At 75.4% G+C, this 21,636-nt stretch carries 22 protein-coding genes; 13 read left to right on the top strand and 9 right to left on the bottom strand.

What is annotated here, in order from left to right:
• Positions 1-47: 47 nt before the first annotated feature.
• Positions 48-908, top strand: coding sequence for a fumarylacetoacetate hydrolase family protein (locus KME80_RS43925; RefSeq protein ID WP_219517599.1), 861 nt, complete (start codon positions 48-50; stop codon positions 906-908).
• Here KME80_RS43925 and KME80_RS43920 read toward each other — a convergent pair.
• The 5 genes from KME80_RS43920 to KME80_RS52350 all read right to left on the bottom strand — a co-directional run bounded on the left by KME80_RS43920 (position 905) and on the right by KME80_RS52350 (position 6,418).
• Positions 905-2,908 carry a SpoIIE family protein phosphatase gene (locus KME80_RS43920; protein ID WP_219517598.1) on the bottom strand — a complete coding sequence of 668 codons (2,004 nt, stop codon included), beginning with the start codon at positions 2,906-2,908 and terminating at the stop codon, positions 905-907. The two genes, KME80_RS43925 and KME80_RS43920, sit on opposite strands and share 4 nt — an antisense overlap.
• A 156-nt stretch (positions 2,909-3,064) precedes the next feature.
• Complete coding sequence (locus KME80_RS43915; RefSeq protein WP_219517597.1) at positions 3,065-3,805, bottom strand: hypothetical protein; 741 nt, start codon at positions 3,803-3,805, stop codon at positions 3,065-3,067.
• A gap of 64 nt (positions 3,806-3,869) precedes the next feature.
• Positions 3,870-4,382 carry a snapalysin family zinc-dependent metalloprotease gene (locus KME80_RS43910; protein WP_219517596.1) on the bottom strand — a complete coding sequence of 171 codons (513 nt, stop codon included), beginning with the start codon at positions 4,380-4,382 and terminating at the stop codon, positions 3,870-3,872.
• An 87-nt stretch (positions 4,383-4,469) separates the two neighbouring features.
• On the bottom strand, positions 4,470-5,123 hold the full coding sequence (locus tag KME80_RS43905; protein ID WP_219517595.1) for a response regulator: 654 nt from the start codon (positions 5,121-5,123) through the stop codon (positions 4,470-4,472).
• Entirely contained in the window at positions 5,120-6,418 is a 1,299-nt protein-coding gene (locus tag KME80_RS52350; protein ID WP_219517594.1) for a histidine kinase, read from the bottom strand. Before KME80_RS52350 ends, KME80_RS43905 begins: the two co-directional genes overlap by 4 nt.
• Before the next feature lie 137 nt (positions 6,419-6,555).
• Between KME80_RS52350 and KME80_RS43895 the strand changes: the two genes are divergently transcribed.
• The 8 genes from KME80_RS43895 (at position 6,556) to KME80_RS43860 (ending at position 13,552) form a co-directional block, all read left to right on the top strand.
• Complete coding sequence (locus KME80_RS43895) at positions 6,556-7,473, top strand: ATP-binding cassette domain-containing protein (protein ID WP_219517593.1); 918 nt, start codon at positions 6,556-6,558, stop codon at positions 7,471-7,473.
• Positions 7,470-8,993 (top strand): DUF1349 domain-containing protein, encoded by a 1,524-nt coding sequence (locus tag KME80_RS43890; RefSeq protein WP_219517591.1) that lies wholly within the window; start codon positions 7,470-7,472, stop codon positions 8,991-8,993. Before KME80_RS43895 ends, KME80_RS43890 begins: the two co-directional genes overlap by 4 nt.
• Positions 8,990-9,727 carry an ABC transporter permease gene (locus tag KME80_RS43885; protein WP_219517589.1) on the top strand — a complete coding sequence of 246 codons (738 nt, stop codon included), beginning with the start codon at positions 8,990-8,992 and terminating at the stop codon, positions 9,725-9,727. The genes KME80_RS43890 and KME80_RS43885 overlap by 4 nt, the downstream gene beginning before the upstream one ends.
• 77 nt (positions 9,728-9,804) lie before the next feature.
• Positions 9,805-10,584: an ArsR/SmtB family transcription factor gene (locus tag KME80_RS43880; protein WP_219517587.1), complete on the top strand. Its 780-nt coding sequence runs from the start codon at positions 9,805-9,807 to the stop codon at positions 10,582-10,584.
• An 18-nt stretch (positions 10,585-10,602) separates the two neighbouring features.
• The gene (locus tag KME80_RS43875; RefSeq protein ID WP_219517585.1) at positions 10,603-11,205 is read left to right on the top strand and encodes a TetR/AcrR family transcriptional regulator; all 603 of its coding nucleotides are present in this window, start codon (positions 10,603-10,605) and stop codon (positions 11,203-11,205) included.
• A gap of 11 nt (positions 11,206-11,216) precedes the next feature.
• On the top strand, positions 11,217-11,717 hold the full coding sequence (locus KME80_RS43870; RefSeq protein WP_219517583.1) for a DNA-directed RNA polymerase subunit beta family protein: 501 nt from the start codon (positions 11,217-11,219) through the stop codon (positions 11,715-11,717).
• Between the two features lie 51 nt (positions 11,718-11,768).
• Entirely contained in the window at positions 11,769-12,359 is a 591-nt protein-coding gene (locus KME80_RS43865; RefSeq protein ID WP_219517581.1) for a PadR family transcriptional regulator, read from the top strand.
• A complete protein-coding gene (locus tag KME80_RS43860; RefSeq protein WP_219517580.1) occupies positions 12,356-13,552 on the top strand; it encodes an FAD-dependent oxidoreductase in 1,197 nt (398 codons plus the stop codon). Before KME80_RS43865 ends, KME80_RS43860 begins: the two co-directional genes overlap by 4 nt.
• Here KME80_RS43860 and KME80_RS43855 read toward each other — a convergent pair.
• The 4 genes from KME80_RS43855 to KME80_RS43840 form a co-directional block, all read right to left on the bottom strand.
• Complete coding sequence (locus KME80_RS43855) at positions 13,537-15,381, bottom strand: serine hydrolase domain-containing protein (protein ID WP_219517578.1); 1,845 nt, start codon at positions 15,379-15,381, stop codon at positions 13,537-13,539. The two genes, KME80_RS43860 and KME80_RS43855, sit on opposite strands and share 16 nt — an antisense overlap.
• 66 nt (positions 15,382-15,447) lie before the next feature.
• Positions 15,448-15,984, bottom strand: coding sequence for a hypothetical protein (locus KME80_RS43850; protein WP_219517576.1), 537 nt, complete (start codon positions 15,982-15,984; stop codon positions 15,448-15,450).
• Positions 15,981-16,574, bottom strand: coding sequence for a TetR/AcrR family transcriptional regulator (locus KME80_RS43845; protein ID WP_219517574.1), 594 nt, complete (start codon positions 16,572-16,574; stop codon positions 15,981-15,983). The genes KME80_RS43850 and KME80_RS43845 overlap by 4 nt, the downstream gene beginning before the upstream one ends.
• A 27-nt stretch (positions 16,575-16,601) precedes the next feature.
• Positions 16,602-17,780: a cytochrome P450 gene (locus KME80_RS43840; RefSeq protein ID WP_219517572.1), complete on the bottom strand. Its 1,179-nt coding sequence runs from the start codon at positions 17,778-17,780 to the stop codon at positions 16,602-16,604.
• A 116-nt stretch (positions 17,781-17,896) separates the two neighbouring features.
• On the opposite strand from KME80_RS43840, the gene KME80_RS43835 reads away from it, so the two are divergent.
• From KME80_RS43835 to KME80_RS43820, 4 genes are read left to right on the top strand one after another with little or no spacing between them, the layout of a single operon-like run.
• Positions 17,897-18,475: an RNA polymerase sigma factor gene (locus KME80_RS43835; protein ID WP_219517570.1), complete on the top strand. Its 579-nt coding sequence runs from the start codon at positions 17,897-17,899 to the stop codon at positions 18,473-18,475.
• Positions 18,472-19,263, top strand: coding sequence for a zf-HC2 domain-containing protein (locus KME80_RS43830; RefSeq protein ID WP_219517568.1), 792 nt, complete (start codon positions 18,472-18,474; stop codon positions 19,261-19,263). Before KME80_RS43835 ends, KME80_RS43830 begins: the two co-directional genes overlap by 4 nt.
• Positions 19,260-20,096 carry an ATP-binding cassette domain-containing protein gene (locus tag KME80_RS43825; RefSeq protein ID WP_219517566.1) on the top strand — a complete coding sequence of 279 codons (837 nt, stop codon included), beginning with the start codon at positions 19,260-19,262 and terminating at the stop codon, positions 20,094-20,096. Before KME80_RS43830 ends, KME80_RS43825 begins: the two co-directional genes overlap by 4 nt.
• Positions 20,093-21,619, top strand: coding sequence for a hypothetical protein (locus KME80_RS43820; protein WP_219517565.1), 1,527 nt, complete (start codon positions 20,093-20,095; stop codon positions 21,617-21,619). The genes KME80_RS43825 and KME80_RS43820 overlap by 4 nt, the downstream gene beginning before the upstream one ends.
• Positions 21,620-21,636 lie beyond the last annotated feature (17 nt).

The raw sequence follows: 21,636 nt of genomic DNA, 5'->3' as shown, positions 1-21,636 counted from the left end.
GGCCCCGGGCGCCGCCCGGCGGCGGCGGTCCGCCTACGATCGACTCCATGAGGCACATCGTGCGCTATGCCCGGAATGGCGAGATCCGAGCCGGAGTTCAGGCCGGCGACACCGTGCACCCTCTCCCGCTCCCCCTCCCGGAACTTCTCCGCCTCCCCCTCGACGACCTGCGCGACCTCGTCACCACCGCCGCCGACAGCACGCCCCCGGAGCCCGCCCCCGGCACCCCTCTCGCCCCCGTCGACGGCCGCATGGAGGTCTGGGCCGCCGGGGTCACCTACCGCCGTTCCCGCCAGGCCCGCGTCACCGAGAGCGAGGCCGACGCCGACGTCTACGAGCGCGTCTACGACGCCGAACGCCCCGAGCTGTTCTTCAAGTCCACCGCCTGGCGCGTCGTCGGCCCCGGCGGCACGATCGCCGTCCGCCAGGACTCCGTCATCGACGTCCCCGAACCCGAGCTGGCTCTCGTCGTCAACGCCCACGGCGAGATCGCCGGCTACACCGTCTGCGACGACGTCAGCTCCCGCACGATCGAGGGCGCCAACCCTCTCTACCTGCCCCAGGCCAAGGTCTACCTGGGCGCCTGCGCCCTCGGCCCCGCGATCCGCCCCGCCTGGGAGGTCCCGGACCCGTACGCGCTGCCGATCAGCATGCGCATCCACCGGGACGGCGCCCTCGCCTGGTCAGGCGAGGCTTCCACGGCGGAGCTGCACCGCCGTCTCGACGACCTGGTCGCGCACCTGTTCGCCGCCGACGTGCACCCTGACGGCGTCGTGCTGGCCACCGGGACCTGCCTCGTCCCCGACCTGCCGTTCACGCTGGCCACCGGCGACACGGTCCACATCGAGATCGGCGAGGTCGGCGCCCTCACCACCGGCGTCGTGCGCGGCAGGCCGCCCCTGCCCTAACCGATCGGCTGTTCCGTCCAGATCGTCTTGCCCTCGGGCGTGTAGCGGCTCCCCCATCGCGCCGCCAGCTGCGCCACCAGGAACAGCCCCCGCCCGCCCTCGTCGACCTCGCGCGCCCGCCGCAACCGCGGCTGGGTGCTGCTCGGGTCCGACACCTCGCACACCAGCACCCGCCGGTCGCGGATGAGCCGCAGGCCCACCGGCTCACCCGCGTGCATGATCGCGTTCGTCACCAGCTCGCTCACGATCAGCTCCGTCGTGAACGCGAGCGCGTCCAGCCCCCACAGCGACAACTGCTCGTTGGCCACCATCCGCGCCTGCGCGACGATGGACGGATCCGCCCGGAACTCCCACGACGCCATGTCCCCCTCCGGCACCCCATGCGTGCGCGCCAGCAGCAGCGTCACGTCGTCGGCGCGCGACTCCGGCGACAGCTCCGTCATCAAGCGGTCACTGATCTCCCGCAGCGAGCCGTCCGGCCGGCACAGCCCGTCCAGCCGCCGCCGCAGCGAGTCCATCCCCCCGTCCAGGTCGTGGTCGTCGGCGTCCACCAGCCCGTTCGTGTACAGCGCCAGCACCGCCCCGTCCGGCAGCGTCACCTCCACCGGCTCGAACGGCATGCCGCCCACCCCCAGCGGCGGCCCCGGCATCATCTCCACGAAGGCCGCGGGCCCGCCGGGCGGCACCACCACCGGCGGCGGATGCCCCGCGCTGGCCATCACGCACCGCCGCGTGACCGGGTCGAACACCGCGTACAGGCACGTGGCCTCCATCACGTCCACGCGTTCCAGATCGGACTCCTCGGCCAGCCGCACCACCAGGTCGTCCATGTGGGCCAGCAGCTCGTCCGGGGACAGGTCCAGGTCCGCCAGCGCCTGGATCGCCGTACGCAGCCTCGCCATCGCCGCCGTCGCCCGCAGCCCGTGCCCCACCACGTCGCCCACCACGAACGCCACCCGCAACGACGACTGGGGGATCACGTCGAACCAGTCGCCCCCCACCCCCGAAGCCCCGCCCGCCGGCACGTACGCCCCCGCCGTCTCCGCCGCCGTCAGCGACGCCGGCACCTGCGGCAGCAGGCTCCGCTGCAACGTCACCGCCGCGCGGTGCTCCTGCGCGTAGCGCCGCGCGTTGTCCAGCCCGAGCGCCGCCCGCGAGCCGATCTCCGCCAGCAGCCGCGTGTCCTCGTCGTCGAACGGGTCCGAGCCCGCCGCCCGCCACAGCGTCACCGCGCCCAGCAGCATCCCCCGGGCGCGCAACGGCGCGCACAGCATCGCCCGCGCGTTCTCCGGCACCAGCAGCCGCACCAGCTCCGGCCGGTCCCCCAGCAGCCGCATGGCCTCCTCGGCGGTCAGCGACAGCAGCGACTGCCCGAGCCAGAACTCCTGCATCTCGCGGAGTTCGGGAATCGGCGGCAGCTCCCACCCGGCCTGGGCCGTCCCCTCCGGCCACGGCCCGCTCACCGCGCACCGGTGGAACCGCAGCGCCACGCCCGGCTGCAGCGGCGACGGCTCCTCGCCGTTCAGCACCGCCATCGACAGGTCCACCGCCGCCAGGTCCGCCAGGCCCGGCACGAGCACGCCCGCCAGGTCCTCTGCCGTCCCGACCACGTCCAGCGAGGCGCCGATGCTCGCCGCCGACCGGTACAGCAGCTCCAGCCGCCGCCCCGGGTCCTCGGAGCCCACCTCCGCGAACACCACCAGCACGCCCGACGGCTCCCCGTGGTCCTCCATCCGGAAGGCTGACATCGACACCCATCGCTCTTCGCCGCCGGGCTCGCGCGGCCGGATGACCTGCCACCAGTCGACCACCGGCTCGCCCGTGGCCAGCACCTCGCGCAGGCGCCGCTCGGCCTCCTTCGCCGCGGGCGCCGCCATCAGGTCCCGCAGCCCGCTGCCCTCGGGCAGCGCCAGCCCGCTGCGACCCTCCGCGAACCGGCCGGTGTCGACGACCCGCAGGTCCCGTCCCAGCATCTCGATCCATACGGATGTCGTTCCCACGGGCCACCTCCCCTGTTCCGCCCCCTTCCCGGCGGTCCGGGCAAGAGCCGTCACGCAGGGCAATGATTCAGCAGATCTCTGCTGGTGCGTTCGGTGCGGGTTGCGAAGTTTGTACCCTGGATGATGTGTACAATCCCGGCGCCTTTACAAAGTAGATCACTGGTAGGCGAAATACACGTCGTCCAGATCTCCGTGGAACTGGTCGGTCTGCCGGTCGTCCCGCGCCGGGTCCACCCGTTTGCCGCCAACCGTCGGCGCTCCCCTCGGCCGGATCGTGCCCAGCCTCCCCGTCGCGTACACCGGCGCCACGACCGGCGCCCCGCTCCCCCGGTCGAACACCCGCAGCTCGAACAGCACCGGTGACACCCGCGCGCACCGCAGCACGTACCAGCGCCCCACCGGCAGCCGCAGCGCCGCCGGGCGCAGCAGCACCACGCCCGCGCCGTCCGACCACCGGCAGGCGGGCACTCCCCCGTCCACCTGCAGCTTCCACTGCGCGTGCCCGGGCCCGGCCAGGCCGTGCTGCCACACGTTCATCCCGGCGGCCCGCGGCGGCTCGGCCGTCAGCCGGACGGCGGCCCCGAACGCGAACGGGCCCGGCCCGCCGAGCTCGCCAAGCCCGTCCGGCACGCGTGGCACGATGATCGCCTGCGCGCACGGCGGCGCGAGGCAGGAGCCGGCCGGAAAACGCAGGAACCGCCCGCCCGGCGACAGGACCCGCCCGCCGCCGGAGGACAGCACGTCGCCGTGCCGCGCGTGGCGCGTGCTGTCGGCGACCAGCACGGGCGAGATCATCGCGCCCGCGTAACGCAGTTCGGCGGCGCGGCCCACCCCTGACGGGCCGGCCGCCGCCGCCGTCACGGCGAGCGCCGTGACGGCCTGGAGAACGCGTGCCATGACGCCCAGCGCAACAGCGTTCGCGCCGCCGCGCAACAGGGCGTCACCGATTCATCCGGACGAGTCAGCGGTTGACGTGGACCTGGCCGAACTCCACCCGCGGCGAGGCGCCGGCGAAGTTGCCGTTGACCTCGGCCTTCTCGGCGGCGTTCGGGTACGGGTTGGTGCAGGAGGTGCCCGCGCTCGCGCCGGACATCAGGTCCGTGCAGCGGCCGGTGCGCCGGTCGGGCAGGCCGAGGATGTGGCCGATCTCGTGGGTGGCGATGCGCAGCGCGTTGTGGCCCTGGGCGGTGGCCTGCCGGCCCATCCAGACGTAGCCTCGGCCCAGGCTGGTGGGCATGGCGCGGGGCCAGCCGTTGTCGGCGTAGACGATGAAGTGGGCGGGGGTGCCGGGCTCGAGCCGGACGTTGGTCACGCTGGAGTTCCAGATCTGCGCGGCCTGGTCGACCACGCCGCGGAACTCGGCGGCCCTGGACGCGTCGTACCGGAGCACGGTGACCGCCTGCGCGGGCGAGCTGACGAGCAGGACCGTGACGCCGAGGACGAGAGCGAACAGAGCGCGTAAGGCTCTTGACATGGAGCCTCCTCTGAGAGTTGGGGAGTGCTGTCACGGTATGCGGGGGAGGCCGCCCGCGCGACGACGCAATTTGCCCCTATTACGGTGTTATGGCCGTGCGCGGGGGACGACCAGGCCCGACTCGTAGGCGGCCACCACGGCCTGGGTGCGGTCACGCAGGCCGAGCTTGCCGAGCACCCGGCTCACATGGGTCTTGACCGTCTCCTCGGTGATCGTGAGCCGGGAGGCGATCTCCGGATTGGACAGCCCCTCCGCGACCAGGCGCAGCACCTCGGTCTCCCGCGGGGTGAGCCCGGCCAGGGAGCCGACGGGCCGCCCGGTGCGCTGGCGGGCGAACTCGTCGATGAGCCGGCGCGTCACGGCCGGGGCCAGCAGCGCCTCACCGGCCGCGACGACCCGGACCGCGTCGAACAGCCGCTCGGCGGTCACGTCCTTCAGCAGGAAGCCGCTGGCTCCCGCCCGCAGCGCGTCGTAGACGTACTCGTCCAGGTCGAACGTCGTCAGGATGAGCACGCGCGGCCCGCCCGGCCCGGCCAGGCGGCGGGTGGCCTCGATGCCGTCGGTGCCCGGCATGCGCACGTCCATGAGCACGACGTCGGCCGCGTGCTCGCGGCAGGCGCGCACCGCCTCGGCGCCGTCGGCGGCGGTGGCGACGACGGCGAAGTCGGGCTGGGTGCCGAGCAGCTCGGCGAACCCGGTGCGCACGACGAGGTGGTCGTCGGCGACGACGACGCGGATCATGCGGCGGCCCCCGGCAGCGTCGCCTCGACCATGAACCCGCCACCCGGCCCGGGCCCGGCCCGCAGCTCGCCGCCGACGGCGACCGCCCGCTCCCGCATCCCCGTCAGCCCGTGCCCTCCACCGGGAGAGCCGGGGCCGCCGGGGCCGTTGTCGCGGACGCGCACCCGCAGCAGGCCGCCGCCGTAGTGCAGCTCCACGTCGACGGCCGCGCCGGGCGCGTGCCTGCGCGCGTTGGTGAGCGCCTCCTGGACGATCCGGTACGCGGCGAGCTCCACCCCGGGGTCGAGCGGGACGGGCGGTCCGGTGAGGATGAGCCGGGTGGCGCTGCCGGCGGCCTCGCGCGCCTCGTCGACCAGCGCGTTGAGCTCGCCGAGGCGCAGCCCCGGCTGAGGACGCCGCTCCCCCGGCTCGCCGCCGGCGTCCTCGCGCAGCACGCCGAGCAGCCGCCGCATCTCGGTGAGGGCGGCGCGGGCGGTGTCGCCGATGGCGGTCAGCCGTTCGGCGCCGGCGGCGGGCAGCCCGGGGGTGGTGAGACGGGCGGTCTCGGCCTGGACGCTCACCATGGAGATGTGGTGGGCGACGACGTCGTGCAGCTCGCGGGCTATCCGGGCGCGCTCGCCGCGCGCGGTGTGCTCCAGCAGCGTGCCCGCCAGGTCCTCGTGCGCGGCGGTGACGCGCGCGGCGTGCCGGACCGCGCCGGCCGCGAGCGTCGCCGGGACGAGCGCGGCCAGCGCGATGGTGAGCGTCCCCGCGTACGTGCCCGTCCCGCCGCCCAGGTGGCCGGCCAGCGCCAGCAGCGGGAACGGCACGCCGGCGAGCACGAGCGGCGCCCACGGCCGGTCCCGCGCGGGACCGGCCCGGCCGAGCCGGTAGGCGGTGACGAGCTGGGCGGCGGCGCCCGCGATCGTGAGGGTCTGGAAGGCGGCCAGGGATACGACGGTGGCCGGGGTGACCAGCGCGGCGGCGGCCAGGGGGCGGGCCCGGAGCAGCCCGGCGGGCAGCGTGGTGGCGAGCGCCAGCAGCGCGTGACCGACGAACGCGAGCGGCCGCCCGCCCGGCCCCTGCCCGGCCGGCCCGGGCTCCCCCGGTGGCAGGCCCAGGGCCGGGACGCCCATCGGATGGCCGGTCAGCGGCGCGTCACCGGCGTGCGCCAGCGACTCGGCGACCGCGAGCGCCACCACCAGTGACATCAGCAGCGCCGGCAGCAGCGCCGGCCGGGCTGTCGGCAGGGCCGGCGTGTGCGGGCTCGCGGCGAGCAGCCGCCGCCACCGCTGCCGGACCTCCCCTGGTTTCACAGGTGCCCATTGTTCCCGCCCGCCGGCGTCCCGGCATCCCTCCCAGGAGGGATGCCGCGTCGCTCGCGCCCGTGACCTGCGAGATGGCTCGGCACCGTGACGACCGGGCGGGGTGGTCGCCCCTAGGGTTCCCGGACATGGAGGCAACGATCGAAGTGGCCGGGCTGCGCAAGCGGTTCGGCGAGGTGCCGGCGCTGGACGGGATGTCGTTCACGGTGACGCCGGGGCGGGTCACCGGGTTCGTCGGGCCCAACGGTGCGGGCAAGTCCACCACGATGCGGGTGGTGCTCGGCCTGGACGCCGCCGACGCGGGCACGGCGCTGGTGGGCGGCCGGCCGTACCGGAGTCTGCGCACGCCGCTCGCGCACGTCGGCGCGCTGCTGGACGGGGCGGCGCCGCAGCCGGGCCGGACCGCGCGCCACCACCTGCTGTGGCTGGCTCACTCGCAGGGGTTCGCGGGGCGGCGGGTGGACGAGGTGCTGGAGCTGGCCGGGCTGGCGGCGGTGGCGCGGCGGCGGGCCGGCGGGTTCTCGCTGGGGATGCGGCAGCGCCTCGGCATCGCGGCGGCGCTGCTGGGCGACCCGCCGGTGCTCATGCTGGACGAGCCGTTCAACGGGCTGGACCCGGACGGGATCGTGTGGATGCGCGGCCTGCTGCGGTCGCTGGCCGCCGAGGGGCGGGCGGTGCTGGTGTCGAGCCACCTGATGAGCGAGCTGGAGGACACGGCCGGCCATCTCGTGGTGGCGGGCCGGGGGCGGGTGGTGGCCGACACGAGCGTGGCGGACCTGATCGAGGCGGCTTCCGGCGGCCGGGTGACGCTGCGGACGCGGGCGCGGGCGGAGGCGATGGAGACGCTGGCGCGGGCGGGCGCGACGGTGGCCGCGACGGGCCGGGACACGCTGACCGCCGGTGGGCTGGCGGCCGAGCGGGTGGTGGAGCTGCTGACCCGGGACGGGGTGCCCTTCGCCGAAGTGAGCGCGCACCGCGCCACGCTGGAGGAGGCGTACATGGACCTGACCCGCGACGCCGTGGAGTTCCGGGGGGCGGCGCGATGAGCGGGTTCCGGCGGCTGGTGCGCGCGGAGTGGACCAAGTTCAGGACCGTGCGCGGCTGGGTGCTCGGCCTGGTGGCGGCCGTGGCGCTGACCGCCGGGCTGGGGTTGCAGGCCGCGGCGGGCAGCCATGCGTCGTGCGGCATGGGCGCGGTCGAGGTGGCCTGTCCCGCGCCGCCGGTTGGGCCGGGCGGCGAGGCGGTGACCGACCGGTTCTTCTTCGTCCACCAGCGTCTCGACGGCGACGGCGCCATCACGGCCAGGGTCGCGTCGATGACCGGGCGGATCCGCAAGCCGGACGAGCGGCCGGGCGTCACCAACCTCGTGCCCGGCGTCGTCCCGTGGGCGAAGGCGGGCGTCATGGTCAAGGACGGCACCAGGCAGGGCGCCGCGTACGCCGCCGTCATGGTCACCGGCGGGCACGGCGTGCGCATGCAGCACGGCTTCACCGAGGACAGGGCCGGGACGGCGGCGTCCGCGCCGGTGTGGCTGCGGCTGGTGCGCTCGGGTGACGAGCTCACCGGGTTCGAGTCGCCGGACGGCCGGACGTGGGCCGAGGTGGGCACGGCCACGCTGGCCGGGCTGCCGGAGTCGGTGCGCATCGGGCTGTTCGTCACCTCGCCGGGCGACCTGACGTTCTCGCAGGACGTGCTCGGCGGGACGGTCGCGGTGCAGCGCTTCACCGAGGCGACGGCCGCGTTCGAGCAGGTCGGCGTGCGGGGGGCGGCGACCGGCGGGGCGTGGAGCCACGACGACGTCGGCGTCACCGTGGGGCCCGGCGGCGCGCCGCACCACCCGGGCCGGCACGTCCGCCAGGGGGACACGTTCACGGTGACCGGCACCGGCGACATCGCGCCGGCCGGCGACGAGGGCGGGATGCGGGCCGAGCAGACGCTGACCGGCCTGCTCGCCGGGCTGGTCGTGGTGGTCGTGGTGGCGGCCGGGTTCGCCGCCGCCGAGTACCGCGGGGGGCTGATCCGCATCACGCTGGCCGCCGCGCCGGGGCGGGGGCGAGTGCTGGCGGCCAAGGCGATCGTGGTCGGCACGGTCACGTTCGCCGCCGGGCTGGCCGCCGCCGCGGTCACGGTGCCGCTCGGCGTGCGCGTCCTGGAGGCGAACGGCAACCGGGTGCTGCCGGTGAGCCTGCTGACCGGGGCGCGGGTGGTGGTGGGCAGCGCGGCGCTGCTGGCGCTGGCCGCCGTGCTGGCGCTGGCGCTGGGGGCGCTGCTGCGGCGCGGGGTGCTCGCGGTCGCCGTGGCCGTGGCGGTGATCGTGCTGCCGTACTTCCTGGCGACGGTCTCGGTGCTGCCGCTGGAGGCGGCCCGCTGGCTGCTGCGACTGACGCCGGCGGCCGGGTTCGCCGTCCAGCAGACGGTCATGGAGTATCCGCAGGTCGCCGGGCATTACGCGCCGGTGCTCGGCTACTATCCGCTGCCGCCGTGGGGCGGGCTCGCGGTGCTCGCCGCCTACGCGGCGCTCGCGCTGGGCCTGGCCGTGGCGGCGCTGCGCCGGAGGGACGCGTGAGCCGGCTCCTGCGCGCCGAGTGGACCAAGCTGCGCACGGCGCCGGGCACCGGCTGGCTGCTGGCGGCCGTCGTGCTGGTCACCGCCGGGGTGGGCGCCGCCGTGGCCGCCGCGCTGGCGGACCCTCCGTACGACGTGGCCAGGACCGCGCTGGCCGGGATCGTGGCCGGGCAGGCGGTCGTGGCGATCCTGGCGGTGGTGTCGGTGGGCGGCGAGTACGGCACCGGGATGATCCGCACGACGCTGACGGCGATGCCGCGCCGGGGCGGTGTGCTGGCGGCCAAGGCCGTGCTGCTCTGCGGGCTGACGCTGGCCGCCGGGAGCGTGGCGGTGCTCGGCTCGCTGGCCGCGGCGCGGCTGCTGCTGCCGGGCGGCGAGGCGCTGTCGCTCGCGGACGGGCCGGTGCTGCGGGCGGCGGCCGGGTCGGTGCTCTATCTGGCCCTGGCCGGGCTGCTGAGCCTGGGCGTGGCCGTCGCCGTGCGCGATCCTGCCGTCGCGGCCGGGACGGTGCTCGGGCTGCTCTACCTGCCGGCGCTGCTGACGTTCCTGGTGCGGGACGCCGGCTGGCAGCGGCTGCTCTACCGGGTGTCGCCGATGAACGCCGGGCTGACGGTGCAGGTCACCGAGCCGGCGGGGCTGCCGCTCGGCCCCTGGGAGGGGCTGGCGGTGCTCGCCGTATGGGCGGCGGGCGCGCTCGGCGCCGGCGGGCTGCTGCTGCGGCGCAGGGACGCGTAGGGACCCTTTGACATGCAGCTGTCCGGCTGCTTATCCTCGAAAGGCAGCCAGATGGCTGCATGTCATGGGGAGTGCGGATGGACGAGGTGTTCCGGGCGCTGGCCGACCCGAGCCGCCGCAGGCTGCTCGACAGCCTCAACGCGCGCAACGGGCAGAGCCTGCGCGAGCTGTGCGCCGGGCTCGACATGGCCCGCCAGTCCGTCAGCAAGCACCTGGCCGTGCTGGAGGCCGCCCACCTGGTGACCACCATCCGGCGCGGCAGGGAGAAGCTGCACTACCTCGACGCCGCGCCGATCAACGCCATCGCCGAGCGGTGGATCGGCCGCTACGACCGGCAGCGCGCACAGGCGCTGCACGACCTACGCACCACACTGGAGCAGAGCGCCATGAACGCCTTCGTCTACACCACCTACATCAGGACCACGCCCGAGCGCCTGTGGCAGGCGCTGACCGACCCCGCCTTCACCCGCCGCTACTGGGGCGTCTCCTTCGACACCGACTGGACGCCCGGCTCCCCCATGACCTGGGACGAGAACGGCCGCAGGACCGCGCACCCGGCGCAGGTCGTGCTGGAGTCCGAGCCCGGCCGCCGCCTGTCCTACACCTGGCACACCTTCACCCCGGAGTGGGCCGAGGCCGCCGGGGTGAGCCCCGAGACGCTCGCCCGGCTCACCGCGGAGGGCCGGACGAAGGTCACGTTCGACCTGGAACCGCACGGCGACACGGTCAAGCTGACCGTCGTGCACGACGGCTTCGACCCCGGCAGCACGCTGCGCGACATGGTCTCCGAGGGCTGGCCGGCCCTGCTGTCGAGCATGAAGACGCTGCTGGAGACCGGCGAGACCCTGCCCGCCTGATCATGGTACGGTCGCACCATGCCCCGACAGGCGGACCATGACCTGCGCCGACGCCAGATCGCCGAGGCCGTGTGGCGGCTGGCCACCCGGGGCGGCCTGGAGGACGTCACGCTGAGGCAGGTCGCCACCGAGGCCGGGGTCTCGGCCAGGCTGCTGCAGTATTACTTCGGCACCCGCGACCAGCTCCTGCTCGGCGCCCTGGAGATCCTCAACGCCGACGCGGAGGAGCGGGCCCGGCGGCGGCTGGAGCTGCTCGGCGACGAGCCCGGCACGCGGGCGCTGGTGCGCGGCGTGCTCATGGAGCTGCTGCCGCTCGACGAGGAGCGCCGCAACCGGCACCTGGTGTACGTGGCGTACTTCGTCCGGTTCCTGGCCGATCCGGCGCTCGCCGCGGTGGCCCACGACGCCCCGCTCGCCCTGGAGGGCCTCGTCGCCGGGCTGCTGGCGCGCGGGCTGGAGAGCGGCGAGGTGCGCCCGGACGTCGACGTCGAGGCGGAGGCGGCGTTCCTGGTGGCGGGGGCCGAGGGCCTGATGTCGCGGGTGCTGCTCGGCCAGCGCACGCCGGAGGAGGCCGTCGCGCTCGTCGACCGGCAGCTTGGCCGGGTCTTCACGCCCGGCTAGCATCCCGGGCCATGATCAGACGATTAGGGATCGCCGTCACCGCCGTCACGCTCGTCGCCACGCTCCTCCCGGCCGCGCCCGCCGCGGCGGCGGAGCGCGGGTTCATGATCCGCAACGTCTCGTCGGGCGGGTGCCTGGGCGTCGGCAAGGACCGCACCGTGCGGAAGCTCGGCCACCTGCTGCACACCTGGTCCTGCGACCCGTACGCCAAGGCGCTGCGCTGGCGGCGCACCAAGCACGGCCAGTTCGTCAGCCTCGGCGCCTCCCGCGCCTGCGCCGACGCCCCGGCACGTGACGCCGTCCTGGCGCGCCGCTGCCAGGCCGGGAACAAGCGGCAGCGCTTCACCGTCCGCCTGGTCCGGGAGCGGATGGGCGGCGACTGGCAGCTCCTGCGCTGGAAGCACCTGAAGGACCGGTGCCTGATGGAGGGGCGCTCCGGGTTCACCCACGCCGTCTTCGCCGATCGCTGCAATTCCTCCAGCACCAACCAGCTGTGGGTACTCGACTCCTGAGTTATAGTCGGTATCGACTAGTCGAAACCGACTAACTGAGGGAGTTGCCGGATGCCGCGCAAGGTGGCCAACCCGCTGGCCCTGGCCGTGCTCGCCTACCTGACGGCCGAGCCGATGCACCCGTACGAGCTGGGGCGCCGGCTCAAGGAGCACGGCAAGGACCGCAACATCAAGTACAACCGGGGCTCCCTCTACATGGTCGTGGAGCAGCTGCGCAAGGCCGGGTTCGTCGCCGAGCGGGAGACCGTGCGCGACACCCAGCGGCCCGAGCGCACCATCTACGGCATCACCCCCGAGGGCCGGGAGGAGCTGCACACGTGGCTGGGCGAGCTGGTCGCCCAGCCACGCGAGGAGTATCCGCACTTCGGGGTCGCCCTGTCGCTGCTGTCGGTGCTCGACCCGGCCGAGGCCGCCGCCCTGCTCGGCCGCCGCCTGGCCACGCTGGACGAGCAGGTGGCCGAGGTCGAGGGCGTGCTCGCCGCCGCGGCCGGCGACGGCGTGCTGTGGGTGTTCCTGGCCGAGGAGCGCTACCGGCTGGCCCTGCTGGAGGCCGAACGGCGTTTCGTCACCGAGCTCGTCGCATCGCTCAGCGACCCGGCCTACGTCCGGGCCTGGCAGGAGTTCACGGAGGCGCGGACATGACCGTCAGGACGGCGATCGTGATCGGCGGCGGCGTCGCCGGGCCCGTCGCGGCGATCGCGCTGCGCCGGGCCGGCATCGACGCGGCCGTGTACGAGGCCTATCCCACCACGGCCGACGGGGTGGGCGGCTCGCTGGCCATCGCGCCGAACGGCCTGGCCGCGCTGCGCGCCGTCGGCGCCGAGGACGCGGTGCTCGCCGTCTCCCGGCCGATGCCGGGCATGGTCATGGCCTTCGGGCGCCGCCGGATGGAGATCCCCGCGCTGCCCGGCGTGCCCTCCTTACGCCTGCTGTGGCGCGCCGACCTGCACCGGGCGCTGCACGAGCGGGCGAGGGCCGAGGGCGTGCGGATCGAGCACGGCCGCCGCCTGGTGTCCGTGGACGAGCCCGGCCCCGGCGTCGTGGCCCGCTTCGCCGACGGCTCCACGGCGAGCGCCGACATCCTCGTCGGGGCCGACGGCGTCAACTCCACCGTCCGCACGCTGATCGACCCGGCCGCGCCCGGCCCCCTCCACACCGGGCTGCTCGGCTTCGAGTCGATCGCCGACGTGGAGGTGCCCGAGCACCCCGGCACCATCGTCTACGCCTTCGGCAGACGCGGCTTCTACCTCTACCGCCGCCACCCCGGCGGCGGCACCGAGTGGGGCGCCAACCTGCCCCAGGACCGGCCCTGGAGCCCGGCCGAGGCCCGCGCCGTCCCCGCCGCCGAGTGGCTGCGCGTCCTGGCCGAGGTCCACGCGGGCGACGACCCCGGCGCCGAGCTGATCCGCGCCACCAGCCCCGACCGGCTCCAGGTCCTCGGCTCGCTGAAGATCATGCCGAGCCTGCCGCGCTGGCACCGGGGCCGGATGGCGCTGGTCGGCGACGCCGCGCACGCGCCGTCCAACAGCTCCGGCCAGGGCGCCTCGCTCGCCGTCGAGAGCGCCGTGCAGCTCGCCCGCTGCCTGCGCGACCTGCCCGGCCCCGGGCCCGCGTTCGAGGCGTACGAGCGGCTGCGCCGCCCCCGCGTCGAGCGGGTCGCGGCGCGCGCCTCGCGCATCAACCACGCCAAGGCTCCCGGGCCGGTGGCGCGGGCGCTGATGCCGATCCTGATGCCGCTCGCGATGCGCACCGTCATGGCGCCCGAGCGCGCCGTCGGCCCCGAGCAGCGGTACGTGATCGACTGGGCCGAGCCGGTCGGTCAGGCCCAGCCGTAGACGGACCTGACGGCCGCGGCGATCTCGTTCACCAGGCCGGACTGGTTGCCGTTCACCAGGATCGCGTAGCCCGCGCCGAGCTCCGGATAGCCCCTGAACACGGACTTGAACCCGTAGTTGGAGCCGTCGTGGGTGTAGGAGAAGTCGCGCGTCCCCCGGTTGGCGAGGAACAGGCCGCGGCCCATGTCCGGCTGAGGGCCGGGCGTGAGCAGCGTGCGCGCGGAGGCCCTGGTGAGCGGGCCGGCGATGTCGCCGGTGGCGCTCCACGCCCGGTTGAGCCACGCCATCAGGCGGCCCAGGTCCAGGACGGAGGTGTAGAGCCCGGCAGCGGCCGACTCCGGGTAGCGGTTGCGCCTGCCGGGGATCACCGCGCCCGTCGAGGTGTGCCCGGAGGCCAGCTCGAAGGCGGGCGACAGCGCGTACGAGCTGGTCTTCATGCCGAGCGGGCCGAACACCTCGCGCGTCATGTACGCGTCCAGCGACAGGCCGGTCTTCTCCTCGATCATCCGCTGGAGCAGCACGAACCCGGCGCCCGAATAGTGATATTCGGCGCCCGGCTCGGTGGTGAGCTCGATCCTGGGCGAGTTGCCCTCGCCGTTCATGACCTGCAGCAGCGAGGGCACGCTCACGCCCGGCCCGTAGCCGGCGAAGCCGCCGCCCCCGGCCGCGAAGCCCGAGCACGCCTCGGCGGGCGAGGTGGAGCCGCGCCCGATGACGCCGCCCCGGTGGGTGAGCAGGCGGTCGATCGTCGGCGCCGAGCCCTCCGGCACGCACGCGCGGCGCGGCAGCGTCCAGCCCAGATGCGGCCGCACGTCGCCCGACAGCGGCAGGCCGAGCGTCTGGGACAGCCGCAGCACGCCGACCGAGGCGACGGCCTTGCTGATGGAGGCCGCCTGGAAGGCCGACTCCGGGTGCGTGGCCGCGCCGCCGCCCGCCTCCAGCCACCCGTAGCCGGTGGACCAGGCGACCCGGTTGCCGATCACCACCGCGATCGCCACGCCGGGCGTGCCGTAGTCGCGCATCCGCTGCCAGATGGTGGCGCCGCGCACCGAGTTCTCCACCTTGCGCACCGGGTCGGCGGGCAGCGCGGGGGCCTGGCCGCGCGAGCACAGCGACCAGCCGTCGCCGACCGGCGAGAAGGCTATGTTGTGCACCTCCCAGCCGCCGGCGGCCAGGTCGTTCATCTCCTTGAAGCACTCGTCGTCGATGCCGCGCACGTGGAACTCGTCCTGCGCGACGACCGCCCACCCGCCGGTGTATGGGAACGCCACCCGGGTGATCCGCCGGCCGCCCTGGGTCAGGTTGCGCATCATCTGGTAGCACTCGTCGTCGATGCCGCGCGAGAAGGCGTCCTTGGTGCCGACCACCACCCACCGGTTGCCTCCGGCGGGCGGGAAGGCGACGTGCACGACCTGCTGACCGGCCTTGTAGTAGGTGAGGACGCGCTGGTAGCACTCCTCGGGCACGTTGCGCGCGGTCACCCCGGTGTCGGTGGTGATCAGCCACCGGTTGCCGCCCTCGGGCGGGAAGGCCACGCAGTGCACCTTCCTGCCCGCCGCGAGCAGCTTCTTGAGCTCGGCGAAACACTCCGACGGCACCCCGGCCGCGGCGTAGCGGCCGTCGCGGGTGACCATGACCCAGCCGTTGGACGGGGTGAAGGCGAAGGTGGCGATGCCGTAGCGGGCCAGCTCGCCCATCTTGGTGTGCGCGGCGTCGGGGACGCGCCGGTTGAAGTACGGGTACGCGGCGGCGGCGTGCGCCGGCCGGGCGAGCCCCACGGCGGCGGCCCCGGCGGCGCCGGTCAGCGTGAGAAAGCGTCTGCGGTCCATGCCGGCTCCTCAAGTCGTGCGCAAGAAAGGGATCAATCTTGCCCTACTCGGGGCCCTGCCGTGATCTCACTCGGGGAGCAGGTGCGCGAGCAGCAGCTTGACGAACAGCACCGGCGCGAACCAGGCCAGCGCGACCGGCATGGCGGCGCAGGAGACCGCGATGGCCAGGACCGTGGCCGCGTACGCCACCGGCCGCCGCAGGTCCGCCGGGACGGCCAGCGCGGCGACCGCCCCGGCCAGGGCCAGGCCGTACACCAGCGCCGCCCCGCCCCAGCCGACCCCGGGCACGGTCAGCGCGAGCAGGAACGGCTGCCCGTGCAGGGCGACGAACGCCAGGTGGTGACGCCGGGTGCGGCCGGGGCCGTGGAAGCGGCGTTTGGCGGCGGCGGTCGCGTTGACCGTCGCGCCGCCGAACAGGTCGAAGGCCAGCACGGCGATCACCACGACGGCGAGCGCGGGCAGCCCGCCGGCCTGCCACACCGCGACGAGCGTGCCGGTGAGCGCGGCGGTGTAGGCGAGCAGCGACTCGGCGCCGGTGGCGCCCGGCGCGACGAGCAGGCCGTTGACGCGGCTGCCGAGGCCGCGCGGCTCCCCCGCGGTCATGCGCGCAGCCCGTCGAGGCACACGGCGACGACCGGGCCGGCCAGGTCGCCGATCGGCAGGCGCGGGTCGATGATCCACTGGAGCAGGCAGCCCTCGACGGCGCCGACGACGACCGCGGCCTCCCTCTCCCCCGTGCCGGGCCGTACCAGCCCCTGCCCGGCCGCCTCCGCGAGCAGGCCGGCGACGGCGGCGCGGTAGTCGTCGTAGAGCCCGGCCATGTCCAGCGGGGCGGCGGGGTCGCCGCGGCCGAGCGCCCACAGGTCGAGCAGCACCCGGCTCAGCTCGGGCTCGCGGGAGGCCACCTCGACGACCGAGCGCACGAGGGCGGCGAGCCGGTCGAGGGGGTCGCCGCCGCCCTCGCGGGCCTGGCGCAGAATGTCCTGCCAGGCGGTGTTCAGGGCCGCGAAGGCGGCTTCGAGGATCGCCTCCCGGCTGTCGAAGGACAGGTAGACGCTGCCCTTGGCGATGCCTGCCTCGGCGGCGACGTCCTCGATGCGGGTCGCGGCGAAGCCCTTGCGGGCGAAGACCCGGACGGCGGCGGCGAGGATCTCCTCGCGGCGCGCGTCATGGTCGACTCTCTTCGGTGCCATGCCGCCCAGCTTATTATGAATGACCGGTCAGTCAACCTCGTGGAGGACAACGGGCACGGCCTTCGGCCCGAGGTCGGGGCCCGTCTCGATCCACTCGATCGCCTCCACCGGCCCGTCCAGGCGCAGGCCGGGCCGCTGCCGGGCGAGCGCGTCCAGGGCGGCGGCGACCTGGGCGCGGGCCGGGACCGCGCCCAGGCAGTAGTGCGCGCCGTGGCCGAACACCAGCAGCGGGCTCGACCGCCTGCCCGGCACGAACCGGTCCGGGTCCGGGAAGTGCGCCGGGTCCCGGTGCGCGGCCTCCAGCCGGACGAGCACCAGGTCACCGGCCGCGATCCGGGTCCCGGCCAGCGTGACGTCCTCGTGGGCGTAGCGGGGGAACGGCTCACCGGTCAGCCCCGACTGCATCCGCAGCACCTCGTCCACGACCGCGTCCGGCGCCCCGGCGGGTCCTGCGGCGTCGGCGAGGCGGTCCTCGGCGAGCAGGCGCAGCGCGGCGACGGCGATCGCGTTGCGGGCCGACACGTAGCCGCCCGACACGATCGTGGTGACCATCGCGACCAGCTCGGCGTCCCCCAGCCGCCCGTCATCGGCGTCCCGCACGCCGACGAGCGTGCTGAGCAGGTCGTCGCCGGGGTCGCGCCGCCGCGCCTCCACCAGCTCGGCCGCGTACGCCCCCAGCGCCTCCCACGCCCGCGCCGCCGCGGCCACCTCCTCCTCCCCGCCGAAGAAGAAGTCGGCCTCGCCCGCCGCGTCGGCCAGCGCGCGGAAGCGGTCCCGCTCGGCGGCGCGCACGCCCAGCAGCTCGCCGATGACGCCGATCGACAGCGGCGTGGCCAGGTCCTCGACCAGGTCGGCGCGCGGGCCGGTCATCGCCGCCACGAGCTCCCCGGCCAGCTTCCCGACCCGGGGCCGCAGCGCGGTGAGCGTGCGGGGGGCGAACGCCTTCGCCACCAGGCGGCGCAGCCGGGCGTGCGCCTCGCCGTCCTGGAACAGCGTGTCGTTGCCCGGCTGCGCCTCACCGGCCGGCGCGAGCCCGAACCGGCGGTCGCCCAGCACCGCCGCCGCCGCGTCGTACGAGGTGACGAGCCAGGCGGGCCGGCCGTCGGGGGCGAGCACGGGCGCGACGGGCGCCTCGGCCCGCAGCCGCGCGTACTCCGGCGGCGGCGCCAGCGGACGGGGCCGTTCGAACGGCAGGGTCGGTCGCATGCGAAGTCACTCCTCGTGATGGTTGCGCGGGGGGTCGGCATCAGTGAACTCGTTGACGCAGCGTCAAGGTCAACCCGCCGCGAACCGGGCGGCTCCCGGTGTGCGATAGAGGGGGTGTGAGAGCGTTCCCCTTCCGGCGGCGCGAGCCCCCGCCCGGCGTCGGCGCCGACAGCTCCGACGCCGAGCTGCTCGCGGCCGTCGCCGCGCGCAGCACGCCCGCGCTGCGCATCCTCCACCAGCGTCACGCGCCCTGGCTGCGCGCCCGGCTGGCCGGCCGCTGCCCCGACCCGGACGTGGTCGACGACGCGCTCCAGGAGACGTTCCTGGCCGTGTGGCGGTCGGCGGGCCGGTTCGACGGCGGCAACGCGGCGGGCTGGCTGTGGACGATCGCGATCCGCCGGCTCGTCTCGGCGCTGCGCGGGCGCGGCTCGCGCTGGATCGGCACCGGCGAGAGCGAGACGGCACACGCGCCGGTGTCGGCGTCCGCCGAGGACGTCGTCCTGCTCGGCGTCGAGCACGGCGACCTCGGCGGGGCGTTGACGCGACTCCCCCAGGAGCTGCGCGCGGTGATCGAGGCGACCGTGCTCGACGGCCTCACGACCAGGGAGGCCGCGCACCTGCTCGGCATCCCGGAGGGCACGGTCAAGTCCCGCGCGATGCGCGCCCGGGCCCGGCTACGCGAGGAACTGTCATGACCACCAGCTGGCACATCTCCGACGAACTACGCGACCGCTATCTCGCCGGTACGCTCGCCGCGCCCCTGGCCACCTCGGTGGACGCCCACCTCGGCGGCTGCGCCGAGTGCCGGGCGGCGGTGCCGTACGAGAGCGCCTGGCTGGAGGCGTCCTGGGGGCGCATCGAGACCGAGCTGATCAGGCCGCGCCCCGGCTGGGGCGAGCGCCTGCTGCGGCTCGGCGGCGTGCCCGGCCACCTGGCCAGGCTGCTGTCGGCGACGCCGACGATGAGCCGGGCCTGGATGGCGGCGGTGGTGGCCGCGCTGGCGTTCGGCGTGCTGGCGGCGCGGCATCAGGCCGAGCTGCTGCCCGCGTTCCTCATCCTGGCGCCGGTGCTGCCGCTGACCGGGATCGCGCTCGCCTACGGGCCGCGCGCCGACCCGGCGCACGAGCTGCTGGCCGCGACTCCGCTGGCCGGGCCGAGGCTGCTGCTGACCCGCGCCACGGCGGTGCTCGCCGTCGCCACCCCGCTGGCGCTCGTCGCCTCGCCGCTGCTGCCCGCGCCGCCCGGCCTGAGCGCCGCCTGGCTGCTGCCGTCGCTGGCCGCCGCCTCGGCCTGCCTGGCCCTGTCGCACCGCCTGCCCGTGCCCGTCTCCGCGCTCGCCGTGGGCGCGCTGTGGCTGGCCGTCGTCGGCGCGGGCCACCTCACCGGCGGCTGGCTGACCGCCTTCGGGCCCGCCGCGCAGGTCGCGTACGGGCTGATCGCCCTGTCCCTGTCCTTCCGCCTCTACCGGATGAGCATCAGATGATCACTGTGACGAACCTCACCAAACGGTACGGCGGGCGGTACGCGCTCGCCGGGCTCGACCTGGCCGTCGGCACCGGCGTGACCGGGCTGCTCGGCCCGAACGGCGCCGGCAAGACCACGCTGCTCCGCTGCCTGGCCACCACGCTCGCCCCCGACGGCGGGTCCGTCGACGCGTTCGGCCTCGACCCGGCCGACCCCGTCCAGCGGACCGCGCTGCGGCGCAGGCTCGGCTACCTGCCGCAGGACCCCGGCTTCTACCCGCACTTCACCGCGTTCGACCTGGTCGACTACGTGGCGATCCTCAAGGAGCTGACCGACCGCGAACAGCGGCACGCCGAGGTGCGGCGCGTCCTGGCCGAGGTGGACCTGACCGGCCAGGCCGGTACGAAGGTCCGCAAACTGTCGGGCGGGATGCGGCAGCGGCTCGCGCTGGCCCAGGCGCTGCTCGGCGAACCCGACCTGCTCATCCTCGACGAGCCCACCGTGGGCCTGGACCCGGCGCAGCGGATGCTGTTCAGGACCCTGATCTCGCGGATGGGCGAGAGCCGCGCCGTCGTGCTGTCCACGCACCAGACGGAGGACGTCGCGGCGCTGTGCGAACGCGTGATCGTCATGCGCGAGGGCCGCGCCGTCTTCGACGGGACACCCGGCCAGCTCGCCGAGGTCGCCGCCGGGCGGGTGTGGCTGTCGGACACCGCGCCGCCGGCGTCACGGGTGTTCTGGCGCACCGCCGACGGCCGCTACCGCACCCTCGGCGAACGGCCCCCGGCCGCCCACGGGACGGCGCCCGGCGTCGAGGACGGCTACCTCACGCTGCTCGGGGAGGCGGCGTGACGCGGCGGCTGTTCCTGTTCGAGGCGCGCAGGCTGGCCCGGCATCCGCTGGTGTGGGGCGCCGCCGCGCTGGTGCTGGTTCTGCAGACCTACCTGAGCCGGGGCCAGCAGCCCCACTGGGGCGTCGACCCGGTCCACGCGACCGGGCTGTCCACCTGCCTGGCCGCGATGGTGCTCGTCGTCACCTCGCTGGCCGTCTCCCGCGACGAGCGCCACGGCATGCCCGAGACGCTCGCCGGCCTGCCGGGCCGGGCCGAGCACCGGACCCGGGCGATCCTGCTGGCCGCGCCCCTCGTCGCCGGCCTCGCCACGGCTGCGGCCATGGGCGGCTACCTCGCCATCCGGCTCGCCACCGGGCCCGCCGCCGGACGGCTCGACCCGTGGGAGCCGCTGACCGCCGTCGCCGTCGCGATGCTCGCCGCCACCCTCGGTGCGGCCGTCGGACGGTGGGCGCGCCGGCTCATCGCCGGGCCGATGGTGGCCGCCGTCCTCGGCTACCTGATCTACACGAACCCGCAGAACGACCTCCTCGGCTGGTGGCTGCCGGTCATGCAGGACCACCGCGCCGACTGGCCCGACCGGCCGTCGGGGATCCACCTGCTGTACGTGCTCGCGCTCGCCGCGGCCTTCGCCGGGGTCGCGCTGCTCAGGCACCGGCCCCGGCTGCTGCCCGCCGTCGCGGTCGTGGCGGCGCTCGCGGTCGCGGCGCCCGCGGGGGCCGTCGCGGCGGCCTCACCCCCGGTCCGCCTTCCCGGCGGCGGACTCCTGGGCCCGGACACCGTGGACCGGCGCGTGTTCGACCGCTTCTTCGGGCCAGGCGCGCATCGCTGCTCCCTGCGCAACGGGGTGACGTACTGCGCCTACCCGGGGTACGAGCCGTGGATCCCGCTGTGGGAACAGGCCGTCGGCCCGGCCGCCGCGGTCCTGCCCGCCCCGGTACGGAGCCGCCTGCCTCGGGTCGAGCAGACGGCGCTGAGCTGGTACTACGGACACGACGGGGCCTCACCCCTGCAGGCCCCGATGACCTGGGGCCACCCGGACCAGCGCACCATGCTGGCCCAGGGGGTGGGACTGTGGGCCACCGGGCTCCGCGGCTCACTCAGCAGGGCCGCAGCCGACGCACCGGCCGAGACCCCGGACGGGACCCCGGACGGGACCCCGGACGGGACCCCGGACGGGACCCCGGACGGGACCCCGGACGGGGCTCAGGGACGGACGCCGTGTGACGCCCGTGGTCAGGCCCGCATGATGCTCGCCCTCTGGATCGCCGGCCAGTCGTCGCCGCCCGAGCCACCACGCATGCTCTACGCCGACGTCAACCTGGGACGCCAGGCGATGCTCGCGTGGGGACCCGCCGAGGTCGCCTACGCCAAGCTCATGCTCGCCACGCCCGGCATCACCGCCAAGGTGCACACCCACTGGGACACCCTCACCGCCCCGGGCACCACCATCGCCCAGGCCCTCCCCTTGCTCGGCCTGCCCCGCACGCACGACGCCCCTCCCCCACCCACCCCCTGCCCGTGACCCACCTCCCCTCCCCC

Origin of the sequence: Nonomuraea ceibae, from assembly GCF_019396325.1 — a bacterium.
Classification (GTDB): Bacteria; Actinomycetota; Actinomycetes; order Streptosporangiales; family Streptosporangiaceae; genus Nonomuraea; species Nonomuraea ceibae.
The sequence above is the reverse complement of the archived record's forward strand: the minus strand, read 5'-3'. Positions and strand labels throughout refer to the sequence as shown.

What these genes read in the sequence shown, in the direction of transcription:
- KME80_RS43910 (WP_219517596.1), bottom strand. Translation starts at nt 4,382, where the DNA reads ATGTCAAGAGCCTTACGCGCTCTGTTCGCTCTCGTCCTCGGCGTCACG.
- KME80_RS43915 (WP_219517597.1), bottom strand. Translation starts at nt 3,805, where the DNA reads ATGGCACGCGTTCTCCAGGCCGTCACGGCGCTCGCCGTGACGGCGGCG.
- KME80_RS43880 (WP_219517587.1), top strand. Translation starts at nt 9,805, where the DNA reads ATGGACGAGGTGTTCCGGGCGCTGGCCGACCCGAGCCGCCGCAGGCTG.
- KME80_RS43850 (WP_219517576.1), bottom strand. Translation starts at nt 15,984, where the DNA reads ATGACCGCGGGGGAGCCGCGCGGCCTCGGCAGCCGCGTCAACGGCCTG.
- KME80_RS43840 (WP_219517572.1), bottom strand. Translation starts at nt 17,780, where the DNA reads ATGCGACCGACCCTGCCGTTCGAACGGCCCCGTCCGCTGGCGCCGCCG.
- KME80_RS43895 (WP_219517593.1), top strand. Translation starts at nt 6,556, where the DNA reads ATGGAGGCAACGATCGAAGTGGCCGGGCTGCGCAAGCGGTTCGGCGAG.
- KME80_RS43860 (WP_219517580.1), top strand. Translation starts at nt 12,356, where the DNA reads ATGACCGTCAGGACGGCGATCGTGATCGGCGGCGGCGTCGCCGGGCCC.
- KME80_RS43925 (WP_219517599.1), top strand. Translation starts at nt 48, where the DNA reads ATGAGGCACATCGTGCGCTATGCCCGGAATGGCGAGATCCGAGCCGGA.
- KME80_RS43890 (WP_219517591.1), top strand. Translation starts at nt 7,470, where the DNA reads ATGAGCGGGTTCCGGCGGCTGGTGCGCGCGGAGTGGACCAAGTTCAGG.
- KME80_RS43905 (WP_219517595.1), bottom strand. Translation starts at nt 5,123, where the DNA reads ATGATCCGCGTCGTCGTCGCCGACGACCACCTCGTCGTGCGCACCGGG.
- KME80_RS43875 (WP_219517585.1), top strand. Translation starts at nt 10,603, where the DNA reads ATGCCCCGACAGGCGGACCATGACCTGCGCCGACGCCAGATCGCCGAG.
- KME80_RS43865 (WP_219517581.1), top strand. Translation starts at nt 11,769, where the DNA reads ATGCCGCGCAAGGTGGCCAACCCGCTGGCCCTGGCCGTGCTCGCCTAC.
- KME80_RS43870 (WP_219517583.1), top strand. Translation starts at nt 11,217, where the DNA reads ATGATCAGACGATTAGGGATCGCCGTCACCGCCGTCACGCTCGTCGCC.
- KME80_RS43830 (WP_219517568.1), top strand. Translation starts at nt 18,472, where the DNA reads ATGACCACCAGCTGGCACATCTCCGACGAACTACGCGACCGCTATCTC.
- KME80_RS43855 (WP_219517578.1), bottom strand. Translation starts at nt 15,381, where the DNA reads ATGGACCGCAGACGCTTTCTCACGCTGACCGGCGCCGCCGGGGCCGCC.
- KME80_RS43825 (WP_219517566.1), top strand. Translation starts at nt 19,260, where the DNA reads ATGATCACTGTGACGAACCTCACCAAACGGTACGGCGGGCGGTACGCG.
- KME80_RS43845 (WP_219517574.1), bottom strand. Translation starts at nt 16,574, where the DNA reads ATGGCACCGAAGAGAGTCGACCATGACGCGCGCCGCGAGGAGATCCTC.